Source organism: Pseudoalteromonas distincta (assembly GCF_005877035.1).
In the GTDB taxonomy this organism is placed as follows: Bacteria; Pseudomonadota; Gammaproteobacteria; order Enterobacterales; family Alteromonadaceae; genus Pseudoalteromonas; species Pseudoalteromonas distincta.
The window spans coordinates 3306008-3323077 of the sequence record NZ_CP040558.1; the positions used below are offsets into that span (position 1 = coordinate 3306008).

A 17070-nucleotide genomic window follows, 5' to 3' on the forward strand; every position below is an offset into this window, starting at 1 on the left:
AGTTATAGTGTAGTCATTTATTGATATAAAACGAGCGCCTTTTCTGCCTGTGCACTATTTTTATAACTCAACACAGCTTGTTCAGCGAACTGTTTTTTATTTTCACTATTCAGTGCTTTATCAAAAATTCTAGCTGCTAAGTCATAATCACCCTTCGCATTAGCAAGGCAAGCTAGCGCAAGTAATAGTGAATTATTTGAATCATCCTTCTTAAGCCGTTCTTGAATGCTTATTTGCAACTTAGCTGCATCAGCTGCTGTTGCTTTACTTAATATATTTGCAAGCTCTAAGTGTTGCTCATTGTGCTTAACCATCTTAATTAAGTCACTTTCAATAACAGCCAATTGACCTGCTTGCGCCATTTGCATTAAATATGCGGTGTAGGCATGAGCTTGCAGCTTTTTCGGTAGCTGTTTATATTTTTCACTCAGCTTGTCTGCATCTAACGCATTAAAATAAGCACTAAATAACTGCATCCACTGTGTATCAGTAAGTGCTTTTTTGCGCAGTAAACGCGGCAAAAAGTCTTCCAGCGCACTAAAGTGTTGTTGCTGTACTAATACTTCTGCATAAAGCTTTAACTCAAGTGCGGTGGCTTTTTTAGCTTCTGCGCTAATACGCATTTGTGATTCAATCGCGCTACTGTCGCCACTTGCCAACCATAGCTTTGCTACTTTTAATTGATGCTCTGGGCTTATTTCAAATAAACGCTCAAGTGCTTTATCTGTTTGATTATTAGCAAGCGCTGCTTTTGCAAGTAATGCTAAGCGAATATCTTCAAACTTATCTGGTACGCTATTACCCAATAAAGCCTGTTCTACGTGCTCGTAATCATCATTAATAGCACTCCAAAGAGCCTGCTCAATAGCTGCTTGTTTGCGCTCTTGGCTACGTGCAAAAAAGCCATGCTTAGTATTATGATAAATCGATAATAAATAACGAATTAACTTATATGTTAAATATAAAACAACAGCGGTAATGACTGCCATTATACAAAACGATACTATCGTGCCTTCTATCGTCGTATTGTTAAATGAAATAAGTACATAACCTTTTTCATCTAGAACGAATGGAGTAACCGCTAGTACAACAACAATAGCTACAATTAAAATGATTAGCCCTATCATTGCGCCCACTCCTTAACCTTTTGTGTACTGTTTAAGGTTACTTTTGGATTAAAGTTTAGCTGCTCTTTTTCAAGTTTAGACAACGCTTTAAGTACCGTTTTTGTTGTATCATCGTCTTGCTTAAAGTACTCACCAACTAAACGTTTTGCTTCACTTAAGGCGCTAAAGAAAATACTTGCCTGCTTACTCATAAGTGCATCTTGTGCCTGAGTTATATTAAGCTTGATTCGTTGATTTATTAAATGGCGCTCTTGATCCGTAAGTAATGGCTCAATGGAAACACCTTCGTGCTGACGAATAGTAATAAAGCTATCCACAATTTTATTCCAGCTATTACTCAAGTTTTGCTGCCAATCACTCACGTCACCACTTAAAGCATTTTCATCTATTGCAGCTGCTTCTTCTGGTAAATTAACCGCATTAAAAACTAAGTCGTCAATACTGCTTAGTACACTGTTTAGCTGTAAATAAATAGCCTCTGTTGCAACAGGTTTAAGGCTATCAAGTGTTTGTATATCTTGCATAATCGCTTGGCGAACTTCAACTGTTCCTGGGTGCTCACTAAGTAATCCATCTAAGCGCTTTAAAACAGCACTAGTCCCTTGGTAGTCTTTTTCAGCCCATAGTTTAAACTCAGCCATACGCTGTAAGCTGGTTACTTCTTGCGGGTTTAACGATGAGCCTTGTTGCTGCGCCTTTTGCAAAGCCGCTTTTAGTTCTTGCTGATTTTGAACTGCACTTTCATTTAGGGCTGCGGCAACTTTTTCTTCACTATTAAACAGCGCTTGTTGCAAATTAGATTGCGCCGATTTAAGTGCTTGCAGCTCCTGGGTGAGTAACTTATTTTGCTCGCTTAACTCATTAACGGCTAGGTTTTGCGCCTTACCAGCATTTAATTTTTGATAAAACTCGTATCCAACACCAGAGGCCACAATTAACGAAATAAGAAGCGCAAGTACTGCAACCTTACTTATTTTTTGTTTACTTTTGTCTGCCGTATTTTTTGTAGCTGTAGGCTCTTGCTTAGTTGATTTAGCAGAGGTCGTGTTAGCTATTGTTGGTGTGGCTTTTTCTGCCGTTACTGGCTTTGACTGTTCGCTCATGTTGCTACCTTGCTGATTTATGCAGGTAAACATAGCATTATCGCTAGCCCCTGCTGCAATGTGTATATTAGCCGAACTTACCTGTTGCAGCTTTAAATAAGCGGCTATACGCTCGCTGGCAACATAAAATCGGCACTGTTGTAACCATTGTAGTTGGTGTGCAGTAAGGCTTTTAAATATAGCATCAACTGCTGCATTACTTGTTATGACTATACCGTGTACATTCTGGCTTTTCCAGTGGTCTGTCCAGTTAGAGGTAATACTCTCTGTCGGTTCACGTTTGTACACAACACAATTATTTAAAAAAGCACCGCGCTCTTTGAGCGTTTTAGCTAACTCAGGGCGGCCACCTTGGCCCTTAACTAATACTATATTACAGCCATCCACCTCGGCGAGTGATTTAAGCGCAAGTAACCCTTCTGAATCATACTGCTTTGGTACTGCTGCGCGCACACCAAATTGCTCATATATAACATCGGCTGTTTGTTGTCCAACCGCATAAAACTGCGCTTTGGTATTTATATCTGGTTTTAATTGCGAAAGTGCACTGACTGAATCTTGCGATATAAATATTATTTTATCTGCATTTAATAGTGGACTAAGCTCAGTGCTGGAGGGTGTTAAATGCGTTATTTTTAATACCGGAAATAAAGACGCCTGATAACCCGCTTGCTCAAGTTGCTGTGCAAGGGCTGCGCCTTTTCCTTCGGGCCGAGTTATCAGAATATGTGTCATTTATGCGTCTCTATAAACTTCAGCTAATATTTTGTCTGCACCTTGAGCTAGTAATTTTTTAGCAAGCTCAATACCTAGTTTTTCTGCGTCATTTACATGGCCCGTTACTTCGTCACGTAAAATTTCGCTGCCATCAACAGCACCAACTAAACCACGTAAATGCACTTGTTCGCCATCAACCAATGCATAAGCACCAATAGGAACTTGGCAACCACCTTCTAAATAGCGATTCATCGAACGCTCTGCGTTTACGCGAATACGTGTTTGTGTATGCTCAAGTGGTGCAAGTAATGCTTTGGTTACTTCATCATCAATACGACATTCAATACCTACAGCGCCTTGACCATTTGCTGGTAATGACACTTCTGGCTCAATGTAGTCAGCAATACGCGACTCCATTTCTAAACGAATAAGCCCTGCAGCCGCTAAAATAATAGCATCATATTGGCCGTCATCTAATTTACCTAAACGCGTATTTACATTGCCGCGTAAATCACGAATATCTAAATCAGGGCGAAGTGCCTTAATTTGGCACTGGCGTCGTAAGCTCGAAGTACCAACAATAGCGCCTTGTGGTAGGGCACTTAAATTAGCGAAATTGTTTGATACAAACGCATCGCGTGGATCCTCACGCTCACAAATAGTATGCAGTGCTAGCCCTTGAGGAAACTCTACTGGAACATCTTTCATAGAATGTACGGCAATATCAGCTCGGCCATCTAGCATGGCTTGCTCTAGTTCTTTAACAAATAAGCCTTTACCGCCAATTTTGGCCAATGGCGTATCTAAAATTATATCCCCTTGTGTCGACATTGGGACTAATTCTACGCGCACATCTGCATGAAAACGCTCAAGCTCTGCTTTTACAAATTCGGCCTGCCAAAGTGCTAGAGCGCTTTTGCGCGTTGCGATGCGTACTAATTTTGTTTTTTCTGTCATAGGGGTATCCAATTAATTACTGCGTTTAGCCAGTTTTAGTCAGCTAAAATTCTAAATTCTTTTTGGGCAATTAAATTACCTTGCTCATCAACTACATCAACACGCCAATGACCTGTTTGTGTGTTCATGATATTTTTTGTTGAGTACGTTCTGTAACGAGGCGAAGTAACATTAAGTGTAATTTCAGCCATCGTTTCACCTTCAAACGACCAAACATGCTTAACTTGCTGGCCTTGAAGGTTTTTAATCTCGCTAAAAAACGATAACCCTTCCTCAAACTGGCTTAACCTAATATCAGCAGCAAACACATTAGTAGGCTCACGCTTACTTACTTTACGAGTTAGTACCGCACGACTAATTTTACCCGTGTCTATTTGCGCGCCCAATGCCACACTTGCCACATGTGCTGTAGAGGAAAAACCTTCAGTGCCACTCAATGCGCCATCATCACTTTCTAACTCTAAAAGTAAGTCACTTTGACTAGCAGGCTCAGTTACGTTTTGGGCTTCTGCGGTTTCTTCTTGCACATCATTATCAAGGTTTGAGTTTAACTCTGTATTAATACTTTCGCTTTGATCAGTAACAATATCGTTGTTAGCCAACAAAGCCGAGGTATTATTTACAAGGTCTACTTCGGCAGGTGTATTACTTGAAATGCTTAGTTGAGTCTCATTTTGCTCAGCTAACAAAGGTTCAATACTCGCTTGAGTTACCTCTGCAGACTCAGCTGGGGTATTGTTTACTGATGATTGAGGCTCAACATCCATTACCTCATCGCTTGTTTGGTTTTCAGCGTTACTGCTAAAACTTAAGAATTGTTCCTGCTCATTTGGGTGCTCACCTTGCTCTGCATTAACAGAGGTGGTTAAGCCATAAACAACTGCTGCAGAGGTCATTAATACCAACATAGCAATACTCACAATACGACGCCAATTCCACTCGTAGCTTACCGTTGGTACGCTCTGTTGTAATTCGCGTTTAACATTTGCTTTTATAACTATTTTTTGACTCATATTGACCTCAGCGGTTCCAAAATTAGCTTAAACGAGCAATTAACCATTGGCGAATAGCTTGCAATTCTTCTGCGCAAACTTGATGAGCCATTGGATATTCTTGCCAACTTACATCCATGTTATGTGCTGTTAATACTTCAAACGCATTTCTACCCGCACTGTGCGGTACAACGTTATCTTGGCTACCATGAGCCATAAATACGTTTAAATCAGAATGCTTTGCTTCATCAGCAAATTTGTGTGGCACACACATATAAGTAGAAAGCGCCATAACACCCCCAAGCTTTTGCTCAAAGCGCGGCGCTAAATGCAAAGACACAACACCACCTTGAGAAAAACCAGCTAAAATTATTTTATTAGCAGGAATGCCATTAGCAATTTCTTTATTAATTAACTCTTCTACCTTTGCAGCAGAATCTCTTACGCCTTGTTCATCGGCACGCTTATCTAATTCTATAGACTTAATATCGTACCAAGAGCGCATTTCCATGCCACCATTTATGGTGACCGGTTGCACTGACGCATGCGGAAAAACAAACCGTATACCAAGCTCGCTTGGTAAATTTAGCTGCGGGGCTACTGGCGCAAAACCATCCCCAGAGTCACCTAAACCATGTAACCAAATAACCGTTGCTTTGTGTTCACTTTGGGCTGCATATTCAACAAATTCTAAACTCATAGTGATGATTGCCACTTAACTTCTTGGCCTGCTTGGCGAGTTGAGGCTTCATTTATAAACGCCCAAAATTCAGCGCCAGAGCGGTTATCAATCCATAACCCATCACGCATTTCAAAATGATGTCCGTTAAACTTAGTCGCAACCCATACTTGGTGAAGAGGTGCTTGCTTATTGATCACTATTTTACTTTTATCAGGAAAAATAATTTCTAAAATACCTTGTGCCGATTCATAATCTAAATCAGCTTCGCAATCATCAACCTGCTCTTCAATAGTGAACATAAGAGCTTCGGCTAATTGGTGATATTCGTGTTCAGTCATTGTTATTTCCTTTGCAGGCGAGCCGCCTAATATTGGGTACGTTTTAGCTTTAAAAGTATGCAGCTAGTGTAACAGGAATAAAATCATCCGCGAATAGCTGCATTTTTTAGATATTCTGTTACTCTGCGATTATAAAGCCAGCAACCGTATTAATCTAATGAAAGCGACACATACCTTACAATTAAAAAGACTATTAATAAGCACTGTACTGTTAAGCGCCTTAGCTGGCTGCGGACAAAGCGGTCCGTTATATTTACCAGAGCAACAAACAGAGCAAAACCAACCTCAAAATACAGCTAAACCAGCCACTACCGCTGAGCAAGCTAAAACATCGCAACGTCAGGAGCAATAAATGGATTATTTTAACTACAAAAACAACCAATTATTTGCCGAAGACGTCAGCGTAGCAAGCATAGCGCAGCAATACGGCACGCCGTGTTATGTATACTCGCGTGCTACATTTGAGCGCCATTACTTAGCATTTGCTAACGCCACTAAAAATCATAAAAGCTTGGTATGTTACGCTGTAAAAGCAAACTCAAATATTGCCGTACTTAATATATTAGCGCGCTTAGGATCGGGTTTCGATATTGTATCTAAAGGTGAACTAGCGCGTGTAATTAAAGCGGGAGGCGATGCTTCTAAAGTGGTTTTTTCAGGCGTGGCGAAAACGTCTGACGAAATAGCTTACGCATTAAAACTGGGCATTAAATGTTTTAATGTAGAGTCGGCGTCTGAGCTTGAGCGTATTTCTGAAGTGGCTTGCGAGCTTAACCTAGAAGCGCCTATTTCTATTCGCGTAAACCCAGACATAGATGCAAAAACACATCCGTATATTTCTACGGGTTTAAAAGAAAATAAATTTGGTATTGATATTCAAACAGCAGTGAGTGTTTATCAACAAGCAGCGGCTTTACCTGGTTTAAAAGTAATTGGTGTCGATTGCCATATTGGCTCTCAATTAACGCAAGTTAGACCTTTTTTAGAAGCCCTTGATAAATTAATGGCGCTTATTGATGAGCTAAAAACTAACGGTATTGAGCTAACTCATTTAGATATTGGCGGCGGTTTAGGTGTGCCATACGACAACGAGCAACCACCACACCCAAGTGAATATGCAGCGCAAGTTACCGAACGCTTAGCTAACTACAAACATCTTGAACTAATTTTTGAACCAGGGCGTGCTATTGCAGCTAACGCAGGTATTTTGGTTACTCAAGTTGAATTTATTAAACAAAACCAAGACAAGTTTTTTGCAATTGTAGATGCAGGTATGAACGACATGCTTCGCCCTGCGCTTTATCAAGCGTGGCAAAAAATTATTCCGGTATCCGTTCGCGACGACGAAACACCTACTCACAACTTTGATATTGTGGGTCCGGTGTGCGAAACCGGCGACTTTTTAGGAAAAGACCGCGAACTTGCGCTTAAACAAGGCGATTTACTCGCACAACGAAGTGCGGGTGCATATGGCTTTACAATGAGCTCAAACTACAACTCGCGCCCGCGTGTTGCAGAAATTATGGTAGATGGTCAGCAGCATCACCTTATTCGCGAACGCGAAACTATTGAAAGCCTTTATCAAGGTGAGAAAGTTTTACCATAAACGTTTTTGTCTACTAGCTGCTCTGTGGCATGATTAGCACAGAGCAAAACCGAATTAGAGCGCTATGTTAGTAAATTTTTCCAAAATGCACGGCTTAGGTAACGACTTTGTTGTGATTGATAACATTACACAAAATGTTTTTTTGTCGCGAGATCAAATCAAAAAACTGGCAGATCGCCACTTTGGCATTGGCTTTGACCAATTGCTGATGGTTGAAGCACCATATTCACCTGATCTCGACTTTCATTATCGAATTTTTAATGCCGATGGTACCGAAGTAGAACAATGCGGTAACGGCGCACGCTGTTTTGCCCGCTTTGTACGCATGAAAGGCCTTACTAACAAGCACAAAATTAGTGTATCGACTAAGTCGGGCAACTTAACGCTCTACATAGAAAAAGACGGTCAAGTAACTGTTAACATGGGCCATCCTAATTTTGAGCCAAGTAAAATTCCGTTAAAAGCCAGCAAACGCGAGCTTACTTATATTATTAGAACGCAAGAACACACTGTATTTAGTGGCGCGGTATCTATGGGTAACCCGCATTGCGTGCTAGAGGTTGACGACGTAACCACCGCGCAAGTTGATATATTGGGTCCATTACTTGAAAACCATGAACGCTTTCCGCAAAAAGCGAACATTGGCTTTATGCAGGTTGTATCGCAAGAACACATTAAGCTAAGAGTGTGGGAGCGCGGCGTTAACGAAACCCTAGCCTGTGGCACAGGTGCGTGTGCAGCAATGGTGATTGGTCATATGCAAAATAAATTATCAACAACCGTTCAAGTAGATTTGCCGGGCGGTACTTTGCAAGTGCGCTGGAGTGGTGAAGGTCATCCGGTACGCATGACTGGTCCCGCAGAGCATGTTTTCGACGGACAAGTAGCGCTATGAGCGAGCTAAGTACAGAGCAGGTTATTGATTACTTACAGCAACATCCTGACTTTTTAGTTCATCACCCTGAGCTACTCGCACAACTTGAGCTGCAACAGCAAGCTCAAGGTGCAACGTCACTAGTACATATTCAGCAACGTCAATTACGCGAGCACAACACGCTTTTAAAAAGCCAAATAGATGCTATGAGCAAGCATGCAACGCAAAACGAGCTTGTATATCGTTTGTTTAGCCAATGTCATCACCAGCTTTGGAATCATGACGATTTTGACACTCTTGCAAATAATCTACGCAATATAATCTGCTCAAGTGAAGATGTTAACGACTGCAAATTAGTAAAATATAATCCCGAGTACGACGAGCTTATTGCGCATCGCCTTACCCATTCTGGGCATTATTTAGGGCGAATTAATAAACAAGAGCGCGAACAATTATTTAGTGAAGATACACAATCTGTCGCTATTTATTTAATTGGCGACACCAAGCACCCTATCGCTATTTTGGCGTTTGGTAGCAATAACGTAAACCATTTTGAGCCCGCGCAAGATAACCTGTTTGTGCTCGACTTTATAAACGCATTACACCTTCGGTTACAAAAACTAGCATGAGTGACGATGCGCCTAATATTACCGCGCTAAGCGACCACTGGCGTACACCCATAACGCTATTTAGCGATTATTTAAAGTTTGAAAAACAATATTCAGCGCACACAGTTAATCAATACGTAAGCCAACTAGGCTTTGCAGCCCTATATTTTAGCAAACTATGTGATGACTGGTTTGGCGTACAAGGCGAACATATTCGCCGCTACAGCATGGCACTGCGATCAAAGCAATTAAGTGGCCGTACAATTAGCTTAAAGCTCAGTTGTATTCGCAGCTTATATAAGTTTTTAAAAGCAAAAAATATTGCCGAGCAATCGCATTACCATAATCCGGCTATAGGTATAAAAGGCCCTAAGTTTGCAAAGCCCCTACCTAAGAATCTCGATGTAGATCAAATGGCACGCTTGCTCGAAATACCCGACGACGAACCTCTCGCAATTAGAGATAAAGCAATGATGGAGTTAATGTATTCTTCAGGGCTGCGTATAAGCGAGTTAGTTGGCGCTAACATGCAAGACATTAGCGCTGCCAATGGTGAAATTTTAGTGCGTGGTAAAGGTAATAAAGAGCGATTAATTCCGGTGGGCAAAAAAGCGCTAGACGCATTAAAAAAATGGCTCACAATACGCCCTCAGTTTGCAAAGCCCGATGAAATAGCAGTATTTTTAAGTAGCCAAAAAAACCGTATTTCGATTCGCCAAGTGCGCCTACGCATGCAAGAGTGGGGAATAAAACAAGGTATTAGCTCGCAGGTTCACCCGCATAAGCTGCGCCACTCGTTTGCGTCACATATTTTAGAATCATCTGGTGATTTACGCGCTGTGCAAGAGTTACTAGGGCACAGCAGTTTGTCGGCTACACAAGTGTATACGCATTTAGATTTTCAACATTTAGCCAAGGTGTACGACAACACTCACCCTCGTGCAAAAAAACGAACTGATTAGGTAAATAAAAATGATCCGATTTAATCGTGCTATTAAGCCATTTTCTGTCATGAGCTTTGATTTAGACGACACTCTTTACAACAATCACCCCATTATAAAAGCAGCGGTTAAAGCGCAGCAAGATTATTTAAACGCGCTCCCAAGCTACTTAGCCCAAGGCCCAAAATACTGGCAACAATGCCGCAATGAAGCCGTATTACAGTTACCTGAACTTGCTGATAACGTCACTAAATGGCGCCAACATACACTGCGCTTAGCCCTTTCTAAACTAGATTTGAACGAGCAAGAGGTAGAGCATCATGCCGATGCTGCCTACAACGCCTTTGCCAATGCGCGCAGTAAAATAGTGGTAACCGACGACGTACTAAAGCTGCTAGATAACTTAGCCCAGCACTTTACGCTGGTTGCTATAACTAATGGTAATGTTGAAATTGAACGCTTTAACTTACACGATAAATTTGAGCTTGTATTACAAGCCGGTATGCACGGTAAAGCAAAACCTCACAGCACCTTATTTGATAAAGCCGCCGAGCACTTAAACGTTGCTAAAAGTGAAATTTTACACATTGGCGATAGCCTAGATACCGACGTACAAGGCGCAAATAATGCCGGTTGCCAATCGGTATGGTTAAACGACCAAGGCGTTAATTATGCTTATAAAGGGCTGGCTGATATTGAAATAGCCAATATTCATGCCTTAACGCACTTTATTAAATAATACCAATTGCATTAAATAAGAGGTCACAATGAGCCACTATACCAAGCTAATTACCTTGCTATTAATTGGCTCACTTAGCCTTAACGCTTATTTATTGTGGCCGCAGCCCGCGCCAACCAAAGTACAAAAAACGCAAGGTGCTGAAAAAAGCATATCGCCTAAACAACAAAATACGCTATTAAATACGGCAAAGCAGCAGTTTAAAAAACACCAATTTGAAGCCGCACTTAGTAGCTATCAACAACTCAAAAACAGCAATCCAGAAATCGCAAAAAACCTTTATTCATCGTGGCTGATACAGCTTAAAACATGGCTAAATAGCAATTTATTACTCAGCGAATCATTTCTCAATGCGCTATTAAATAACAGCCCTTATAACGTAGAGTTACTTAATTTACAGGTTGAGTATTTAATAAATAGCGAGCAAACACAAAATGCCATTATTGCTTTATTTGAGCTTAATTCATTACAACCTGCTGATCAGCAAAGTAATGTAAATACACGTTTAAATACGCTCACTCAAAACGAATTACACACATTAACTGAGCAACAAAATTGGCAAGCTATTATTGAGCAAACACAAATTTGGCTTGATTATAAAAGCGATAACGCGCAGTTTTTATATCCGCTTGCGTACGCCTACTTTCAGCAAGGCGATTTAATTAGCGCACAAGCAACCCTTGATCGAATGCCAAACCAGCACAATCTAAAAAGCCAAGTGCAAACACTGCAAGCGATGATCAATAAAGCACAATCGCAAGACGACTTCGTTGCTTTAACGCCTTACGGCGCGCATTACTTAATAAACACCGAAATAAATAATAACCTATCGACCGAACTAATGATTGATACAGGCGCAAGCTTAACCTCACTACCTACAAGTATAATTGAGCAAATTTCGCCACAACCTTTATATTTAGGTGATGTAACGGTAAACACAGCTAACGGTCAAATTGTTGTAAAGCGTTATCAAATTGAATCGTTTAAAGTGGGCTCGCAAATTATTTATGGTTTTGAAGTGTTGAGTATTGAAAACACCCGTGGGCAAGGTTTGCTAGGAATGAATTTTTTATCGCGATTTAAATTCAATATAAATCAGCAAACAGATGAGCTAGAGTTGAGCGCTAAATAATTAAAAACCCAAAGGTAACACATGACACTAAATAACTATTTAAAAGCACTTGCTGAAAACCCAAAAAGCATTCAATTTACCGATACAATGGCCGTGATAGAAGCAAATTACGACTTTACTGCATGTGGCTTTAATAACCATGGATTACTTAGCGCTGCGAGTGAGAACAACGGCTCATGTAAAATTTTTGCGTTTGCTAAATTAAACGATTTAAGTAAACAAAATACGTTGGATTGTTTTGGTAAGTTTTACCGAGAAGACGTGCTGCAAAACCCTAAAGGGGATGATCATATGAACATTCGCACGTTTATGTTAGCACCAGAGGCAACACCTTTTTTAGGTATTACCTTTGAAGGCGAGCCACTAAAAGCAAAATAGCCAGCAAAAATTAAAGTGGTTTTTCCATAAAATAACGCGTACCTGAGCGTGGGTAATTATTAAGTTGATACTTAACACTATAACCGCGCTTTTCATAAAAGGGTTTTGCTTGAAAATCAAGTGTATCAAGCTGAGCAGTTGTTGCTCCTAGCTCAATAGCAGCTTGCTCAAGTGCCGTTAGCAATTTACCTGCAAGCCCTTTACCTCGTGCACTATCGCTACACCAAAGCCAACTAATCATCAGCCAATTTCCAAACACACACCCACTAATACCGGCAACAAGCTCGCCTTGCTCATCAGTAAATTTATAGCCTAATGGCACTCTTTGCGCATCAAAATGCTGGGCGTTAAATTCAACCATTTGTTCGCGGAGCGCTGAGTTTAACGCATCGGTATTATCTACTTTTAATTGATACATTTATCGCCCTTAAAAAGCAGATACTAGCAAATTAGCTCAATCAATAAAGATTATTTTTACCGTAAGGTACTTCAAGCATATTGCTGCTGGTTTTATCCGGCTGACCGCACATTTCGTCGTAAGCGCTTGTTTGCCTTAACATCATCTGTGCGTACGCTATTTTTTCAAAACGCTTTTGAACATGCAGTGGGCTTAGCGCTCTTAAAAACTCACCGCTGTCTTCTGTTACATAGTATTCAACGTTATTAATCATTACCGATACTTGATAAAGCGCCATATCTAACGAGTGAACAATAACTTTTTGTAGCGGCTCGTGCTTTTTTAACTGTGAAAATTTAATACCCATCTTGGCTACCTTTTTATATTTAACCTGAGTTCTGGTTATTTAACATTATCGATACGCAGCTTTGCTATAATCACGATCAAATTTTTATTAGCCGCTGGCGTCACACGTTATGAGCACAAAAATCCGACTCGCTAAATATATTGCCCATGCAGGTATTTGTTCTCGTAAACAAGCATCGCGTTTAATTGATGAAGGTGTAGTGACTGTAAATAATCGCCCAGCGAATCATATAGATCACGTTGATGAGCAAGACACAATAATAGTGAACGAAAAAGAAATTAAAGGTGCTGCCGATTTAGTTTATTTTGCGTACCACAAACCAGTAGGTATTGACTGCAAATTAAATATTGATGACCCAGCCAGCCTTATTCACCATTTGCCCACACTCACCCGTGTTTACCCTATTGGTCGATTAGATAAAGACTCTCGTGGTTTGCTTATTTTGACCAACGATGGAGATTTTTGTAATCAACTAATACATCCTGACTTCCACCAGCCTAAACATTATTTAGTCACCGTAAATAAGCCTTTAGACGATGCTTTTTGTAAAAAAATGGCAGCAGGCGTACCCGTTGATAAACACATAACCCTGCCTTGTGAGGTAAATAAAATAGCCAGTAATCAGTTTAGTATTGTTTTAAAACAAGGGCTAAACAGACAAATACGTAAAATGGCGCATTACTGCGGATACAAAGTAATTGACTTATTTAGAGTGCAATTTAGTGACCTCACCCTTTCAAAGCTAAACCTACCTGAAAACCAATATATACAAATTAATAAAACCGATATTTCAAAAATCTAATACCAAATCACTTAACTACATCTCAAAAAGTTAAAAAATAAACTTGCAAAAATAGATTACAGGCGTAGTCTTAAATTAAAGATTACACTTGTAGGCGATAAAATGATTGAATTATCAAAAGCAGAGTTTGACGTGCTCGACGCACTTTGGATTAACTACCCCGCCACCGCGAGCCAAATAATTGAGCGCTTAAGTGACGATAAGCAATGGCACGAAAAAACCATTAAAACCCTGCTAGGTCGACTAGTAAAAAAAGGCGCACTTACATTTGAAAAAGAAGGTCGCCAGTATATTTATACTCCCTGTATGGAGCGCGCCGACTACACCCAAAAAGAAAGCCAAAACTTTATTGAGCGATTTTTTAGTGGGCGTATTGCGCCACTTGTGAGTGGCTTTGCTAAATCGGAGCAGCTTTCTCAGCAAGATATAAACGAGCTTAAAAAAGTTATAGATGACTGGGAAAAAAACCAAAAGTAAGGGATTAACATGGCTATTCAAACTGGTTTTAATTGGTTGATTGAGCAGCAATTACTATTAAGCATTTTGTTTTGTGGATTTATTTTACTCGAGCGATTTGGTTTAAAAGCCCTTGGCTCGCGGTTTGTATATAAATTAGCATGGCTATTACCTGCGGCATTGGTTATTGCTAATTTACCAAATGCGATTAAACCACTGCAAAATAGCAATATTAGCCATTACTTAATCACCCCTAACCAGCCTTTTATACATGAAATGGGTATTAGCTGGGCGCTCATGTATGTACTTATTACCGCAGGGTTATTAATAGCTAGCTTTATTACGCATACCCGCTTTGTTAAAAGCCTGCAGTTAACTGAGTTAACCCAATTTGAAAGCACTCTTACCGCTGATGTTAAAACTTATACCAGCCAACATGTAGCCACGCCAATGGTGGTCGGTATTTTAAACAGCAAGCTGGTGTTACCGAGTAACTACAATACCCAGTTTGATAAAGCCACATTAGCGCTTATTTTAGAGCACGAAAACGTACACATAAAACGCAAAGACAACCTAACAAACGCACTTATGTTACTACCTACTATTTTACTTTGGTTTAACCCTCTAGCTTGGTTTTGTTACGCAAGCATGCGCCGACTACAAGAGTTGACTTGTGATGAACGGGTACTTGCCAATAAAACCACACAACAACATATTTTATATAGCAAAGCCTTAATAAACTGCGCGGCAAATGCGCCCACAGGACTTATGGCTTATTCACACTACGGAGATAAAAAAACCATGTTACAACGACTTACTAATATAAAACACAGCGGGGAGCGTTCAAAGTTTGCTAAAGGTGGCTTATTACTTGTAGCCGCAAGCATGCTAAGCGGCTTAGCGATTGCAAAGCAACCAGAGGCAATGACTAAAGAGGATCACATTTCACCAACAATACGCATTGAACCTGCTTACCCAATACAAGCAGCCCAACAAGGGATCAGCGGCTCTGTTGTATTAAAATACGATATTGCAGCAAACGGTAAAACAAAAAACATTAGTGTTATTCAATCAAAACCTAAAGATGTTTTTGATAAATCAGCGAAAGAGGCACTAGCAAAATGGAAATATAAAGCATCAGATTCAGGTTTTGAAGATGTACTTGTGCAACTAGATTTTGCGATTAATAGTGAAGTGGCGCCTACCGATTTAATTGAGCGAATTAAAGTATCGCATTAACGCCACGAGTTGTTCAAGACTACAAAGCAAGCGCCCTTTTAGGCTGCTTGCTTTGTGGTTTTACGCTATAAACCTACAAACTCACCACAATCATGGCAATGGCTGTACCCAAACCAATAAACCACACTAATGAGCGAATTATATCTAGGTTCATATAGTAAAATACGCAATACAAAATACGCGACACAATATGCGTAACCGCTAGCGTTTCGGTCACTGCACCTACAGAGTTAGTGCCCAGTACAGCTGCAATAGCGACAGCAAAAACAGCAAGCGATTCAAAACAGTTTTGATGAGCAGCGAGCGCCCGTGCACCAAAGCCGGTTAATTTTGTTTGTTGCGCCCTTGGATGTTTATTGTCGTATCGACCTAATTTTGCCATTGCTATAGCAACCGGCACTTTTGCAAAGTAAGGCATTAATACCGCAAGTAATGCACATACAACTAATGTTGTCATAATTTATCCTTTTGATGTTTCGGATAATTTAGCATAAGCGTAATAAAAAAGCCGCCAGATACGTTTTATGACAAACTCTGGCGGCTAACAATAACATCAGACCTACTATAGCTAAATTTATCCTCAAACCCATGCGACATAATGTCGCAGATGATGAATATTCAACATCATAGTTAATGCATCGCTTTACTTCACAAAGCTTGTTAACTTTACTGCCTTACATTTTAACGATGACGACCATGACCTGGATATTTTTCACTTTTTTAGCCGCCTTCATGCAAGCATGGCGTAATGCCCTGCAAAGTAAATTAAGTAACGATGTGAGTGTTGCTGGCGTAACTCTCTCCCGCTTTATTATTGCAGGCCCTATTGCTGCCGTGTATTTATATGGTTTGTATCAATATCAAGATACCGCCATGCCTACGTTTAATAATGCCTTTTGGGGATTTATTGTAGGCGCAAGTGTTATGCAAATACTTGCCACTGGTTTAATGGTTAAGCTATTTAAAATGAATAATTACGCTGTAGGTGCTGGTCTTGCCAAAAGCGAGGCGTTAGTAGCTGCTATTTTAGGTGTATTATTTTTTGGCTCGGCACTTTCTTTGCTCGGTTGGCTTGGTGTGTTTTTTGGCGCTATTGCCGTATTGCTACTCAGCGGCATAACAAGCGTTAAACACTTTAATGCTAAAACAGCATTACTAGGACTGGCTTGTGGTACTTGCTTTGCACTTACATCGCTGTGGGTACGAGAAGCGAGTTTAAACTCAGGATTACTATTTCCTCACTCAGCAGCTTGGGTTTTGCTGTTTGTAATTAGCTTACAAACGCTAATACTACTGGGCTATTTATTACTAAAAGAGCCAAAAACGCTCAGTAAACTGTGGCAATACAAAGGCACTACAGCCGCTATTAGTGTTTTTAGTTGTGTCGGTTCTATTGGCTGGTTTAGTGCAATGAGCTTACAGCACGTTGCTTACGTTAAAACACTTGGACAGGTTGAAGTTTTTTTTACCATGCTAATTGCCGTTCTTTGGTTAAAGCAGCCACTTAAGAAACAAGATACTGCAGGCTTAATACTCATAGCCATTGCTGCTGTTTTGGTTATGTTGCCGAATTAAGGGCATAAAAAAGCGCAGGCTTTTATACCTGCGCTGTTAT

Annotated in this window: 21 protein-coding genes; 12 read left to right on the forward strand and 9 right to left on the reverse strand. The window is 40.3% G+C overall.

Features of this window, described 5'->3' with window-relative positions; all coding sequences use genetic code 11:
• Nucleotides 1–17 precede the first annotated feature (17 nt).
• From FFU37_RS14855 to cyaY, 6 genes are read right to left on the reverse strand one after another with little or no spacing between them, the layout of a single operon-like run.
• Nucleotides 18–1127, reverse strand: coding sequence for a heme biosynthesis HemY N-terminal domain-containing protein (locus FFU37_RS14855; RefSeq protein ID WP_138489808.1), 1110 nt, complete (start codon nt 1125–1127; stop codon nt 18–20).
• The gene (locus FFU37_RS14860; protein ID WP_138489809.1) at nt 1124–2965 is read right to left on the reverse strand and encodes a uroporphyrinogen-III synthase; all 1842 of its coding nucleotides are present in this window, start codon (nt 2963–2965) and stop codon (nt 1124–1126) included. Before FFU37_RS14860 ends, FFU37_RS14855 begins: the two co-directional genes overlap by 4 nt.
• Entirely contained in the window at nt 2966–3904 is a 939-nt protein-coding gene (hemC, locus tag FFU37_RS14865) for a hydroxymethylbilane synthase (protein ID WP_138489810.1), read from the reverse strand. It lies immediately after the preceding gene.
• Between the two features lie 35 nt (nt 3905–3939).
• Nucleotides 3940–4917 carry a DUF2914 domain-containing protein gene (locus tag FFU37_RS14870; protein ID WP_138489811.1) on the reverse strand — a complete coding sequence of 326 codons (978 nt, stop codon included), beginning with the start codon at nt 4915–4917 and terminating at the stop codon, nt 3940–3942.
• Nucleotides 4918–4939: 22 nt separating this feature from the next.
• Nucleotides 4940–5596 (reverse strand): alpha/beta hydrolase, encoded by a 657-nt coding sequence (locus FFU37_RS14875; protein ID WP_138489812.1) that lies wholly within the window; start codon nt 5594–5596, stop codon nt 4940–4942.
• Entirely contained in the window at nt 5593–5916 is a 324-nt protein-coding gene (cyaY, locus tag FFU37_RS14880; protein WP_002960979.1) for an iron donor protein CyaY, read from the reverse strand. Before cyaY ends, FFU37_RS14875 begins: the two co-directional genes overlap by 4 nt.
• A 157-nt stretch (nt 5917–6073) precedes the next feature.
• On the opposite strand from cyaY, the gene lptM reads away from it, so the two are divergent.
• The 8 genes from lptM (at nt 6074) to FFU37_RS14920 (ending at nt 12194) form a co-directional block, all read left to right on the forward strand.
• On the forward strand, nt 6074–6268 hold the full coding sequence (gene lptM, locus FFU37_RS14885; RefSeq protein WP_138489813.1) for an LPS translocon maturation chaperone LptM: 195 nt from the start codon (nt 6074–6076) through the stop codon (nt 6266–6268).
• On the forward strand, nt 6269–7522 hold the full coding sequence (lysA, locus tag FFU37_RS14890; RefSeq protein ID WP_002960983.1) for a diaminopimelate decarboxylase: 1254 nt from the start codon (nt 6269–6271) through the stop codon (nt 7520–7522).
• 64 nt (nt 7523–7586) lie between these two features.
• Complete coding sequence (gene dapF, locus FFU37_RS14895; protein ID WP_002960987.1) at nt 7587–8417, forward strand: diaminopimelate epimerase; 831 nt, start codon at nt 7587–7589, stop codon at nt 8415–8417.
• Nucleotides 8414–9025, forward strand: a complete 612-nt coding sequence (locus FFU37_RS14900; protein WP_138489814.1) for a DUF484 family protein — start codon at nt 8414–8416, stop codon at nt 9023–9025. Before dapF ends, FFU37_RS14900 begins: the two co-directional genes overlap by 4 nt.
• Nucleotides 9022–9966, forward strand: a complete 945-nt coding sequence (locus FFU37_RS14905; RefSeq protein WP_024594613.1) for a tyrosine recombinase XerC — start codon at nt 9022–9024, stop codon at nt 9964–9966. The genes FFU37_RS14900 and FFU37_RS14905 overlap by 4 nt, the downstream gene beginning before the upstream one ends.
• A gap of 10 nt (nt 9967–9976) precedes the next feature.
• Entirely contained in the window at nt 9977–10684 is a 708-nt protein-coding gene (locus FFU37_RS14910) for an HAD-IA family hydrolase (RefSeq protein ID WP_138489815.1), read from the forward strand.
• A 28-nt stretch (nt 10685–10712) separates the two neighbouring features.
• Complete coding sequence (locus tag FFU37_RS14915; protein WP_138489816.1) at nt 10713–11816, forward strand: retroviral-like aspartic protease family protein; 1104 nt, start codon at nt 10713–10715, stop codon at nt 11814–11816.
• 21 nt (nt 11817–11837) lie between these two features.
• Nucleotides 11838–12194 (forward strand): HopJ type III effector protein, encoded by a 357-nt coding sequence (locus tag FFU37_RS14920; RefSeq protein ID WP_002960998.1) that lies wholly within the window; start codon nt 11838–11840, stop codon nt 12192–12194.
• A 10-nt stretch (nt 12195–12204) separates the two neighbouring features.
• On the opposite strand, the gene FFU37_RS14925 is transcribed toward FFU37_RS14920, so the two are convergent.
• Nucleotides 12205–12612 carry a GNAT family N-acetyltransferase gene (locus FFU37_RS14925; RefSeq protein ID WP_138489817.1) on the reverse strand — a complete coding sequence of 136 codons (408 nt, stop codon included), beginning with the start codon at nt 12610–12612 and terminating at the stop codon, nt 12205–12207.
• A gap of 40 nt (nt 12613–12652) precedes the next feature.
• Nucleotides 12653–12958 (reverse strand): DUF6482 family protein, encoded by a 306-nt coding sequence (locus tag FFU37_RS14930; protein ID WP_002961002.1) that lies wholly within the window; start codon nt 12956–12958, stop codon nt 12653–12655.
• Nucleotides 12959–13067: 109 nt separating this feature from the next.
• Between FFU37_RS14930 and FFU37_RS14935 the strand changes: the two genes are divergently transcribed.
• The 3 genes from FFU37_RS14935 (at nt 13068) to FFU37_RS14945 (ending at nt 15455) form a co-directional block, all read left to right on the forward strand.
• A complete protein-coding gene (locus FFU37_RS14935) occupies nt 13068–13760 on the forward strand; it encodes a pseudouridine synthase (RefSeq protein WP_002961005.1) in 693 nt (230 codons plus the stop codon).
• Between the two features lie 102 nt (nt 13761–13862).
• Entirely contained in the window at nt 13863–14237 is a 375-nt protein-coding gene (locus FFU37_RS14940; RefSeq protein ID WP_002961006.1) for a BlaI/MecI/CopY family transcriptional regulator, read from the forward strand.
• Nucleotides 14238–14246: 9 nt separating this feature from the next.
• Nucleotides 14247–15455 (forward strand): M56 family metallopeptidase, encoded by a 1209-nt coding sequence (locus FFU37_RS14945; protein ID WP_138489818.1) that lies wholly within the window; start codon nt 14247–14249, stop codon nt 15453–15455.
• A 73-nt stretch (nt 15456–15528) separates the two neighbouring features.
• Here the strand turns inward: FFU37_RS14945 and FFU37_RS14950 are convergent, their stop codons facing one another.
• Nucleotides 15529–15912, reverse strand: coding sequence for an MAPEG family protein (locus tag FFU37_RS14950; RefSeq protein ID WP_138489819.1), 384 nt, complete (start codon nt 15910–15912; stop codon nt 15529–15531).
• Nucleotides 15913–16151: 239 nt separating this feature from the next.
• On the opposite strand from FFU37_RS14950, the gene FFU37_RS14955 reads away from it, so the two are divergent.
• Entirely contained in the window at nt 16152–17030 is an 879-nt protein-coding gene (locus FFU37_RS14955; protein ID WP_175413910.1) for an EamA family transporter, read from the forward strand.
• The last annotated feature ends 40 nt before the right edge of the window (nt 17031–17070 follow it).

Excerpts from the sequence above, each read along its gene's own strand:
- FFU37_RS14855 (WP_138489808.1), bottom strand. The coding sequence starts at position 1,127 with ATGATAGGGCTAATCATTTTAATTGTAGCTATTGTTGTTGTACTAGCG.
- FFU37_RS14860 (WP_138489809.1), bottom strand. The coding sequence starts at position 2,965 with ATGACACATATTCTGATAACTCGGCCCGAAGGAAAAGGCGCAGCCCTT.
- hemC (WP_138489810.1), bottom strand. The coding sequence starts at position 3,904 with ATGACAGAAAAAACAAAATTAGTACGCATCGCAACGCGCAAAAGCGCT.
- FFU37_RS14870 (WP_138489811.1), bottom strand. The coding sequence starts at position 4,917 with ATGAGTCAAAAAATAGTTATAAAAGCAAATGTTAAACGCGAATTACAA.
- FFU37_RS14875 (WP_138489812.1), bottom strand. The coding sequence starts at position 5,596 with ATGAGTTTAGAATTTGTTGAATATGCAGCCCAAAGTGAACACAAAGCA.
- cyaY (WP_002960979.1), bottom strand. The coding sequence starts at position 5,916 with ATGACTGAACACGAATATCACCAATTAGCCGAAGCTCTTATGTTCACT.
- lptM (WP_138489813.1), top strand. The coding sequence starts at position 6,074 with ATGAAAGCGACACATACCTTACAATTAAAAAGACTATTAATAAGCACT.
- lysA (WP_002960983.1), top strand. The coding sequence starts at position 6,269 with ATGGATTATTTTAACTACAAAAACAACCAATTATTTGCCGAAGACGTC.
- dapF (WP_002960987.1), top strand. The coding sequence starts at position 7,587 with ATGTTAGTAAATTTTTCCAAAATGCACGGCTTAGGTAACGACTTTGTT.
- FFU37_RS14900 (WP_138489814.1), top strand. The coding sequence starts at position 8,414 with ATGAGCGAGCTAAGTACAGAGCAGGTTATTGATTACTTACAGCAACAT.
- FFU37_RS14905 (WP_024594613.1), top strand. The coding sequence starts at position 9,022 with ATGAGTGACGATGCGCCTAATATTACCGCGCTAAGCGACCACTGGCGT.
- FFU37_RS14910 (WP_138489815.1), top strand. The coding sequence starts at position 9,977 with ATGATCCGATTTAATCGTGCTATTAAGCCATTTTCTGTCATGAGCTTT.
- FFU37_RS14915 (WP_138489816.1), top strand. The coding sequence starts at position 10,713 with ATGAGCCACTATACCAAGCTAATTACCTTGCTATTAATTGGCTCACTT.
- FFU37_RS14920 (WP_002960998.1), top strand. The coding sequence starts at position 11,838 with ATGACACTAAATAACTATTTAAAAGCACTTGCTGAAAACCCAAAAAGC.
- FFU37_RS14925 (WP_138489817.1), bottom strand. The coding sequence starts at position 12,612 with ATGTATCAATTAAAAGTAGATAATACCGATGCGTTAAACTCAGCGCTC.
- FFU37_RS14930 (WP_002961002.1), bottom strand. The coding sequence starts at position 12,958 with ATGGGTATTAAATTTTCACAGTTAAAAAAGCACGAGCCGCTACAAAAA.
- FFU37_RS14935 (WP_002961005.1), top strand. The coding sequence starts at position 13,068 with ATGAGCACAAAAATCCGACTCGCTAAATATATTGCCCATGCAGGTATT.
- FFU37_RS14940 (WP_002961006.1), top strand. The coding sequence starts at position 13,863 with ATGATTGAATTATCAAAAGCAGAGTTTGACGTGCTCGACGCACTTTGG.
- FFU37_RS14945 (WP_138489818.1), top strand. The coding sequence starts at position 14,247 with ATGGCTATTCAAACTGGTTTTAATTGGTTGATTGAGCAGCAATTACTA.
- FFU37_RS14950 (WP_138489819.1), bottom strand. The coding sequence starts at position 15,912 with ATGACAACATTAGTTGTATGTGCATTACTTGCGGTATTAATGCCTTAC.
- FFU37_RS14955 (WP_175413910.1), top strand. The coding sequence starts at position 16,152 with ATGACCTGGATATTTTTCACTTTTTTAGCCGCCTTCATGCAAGCATGG.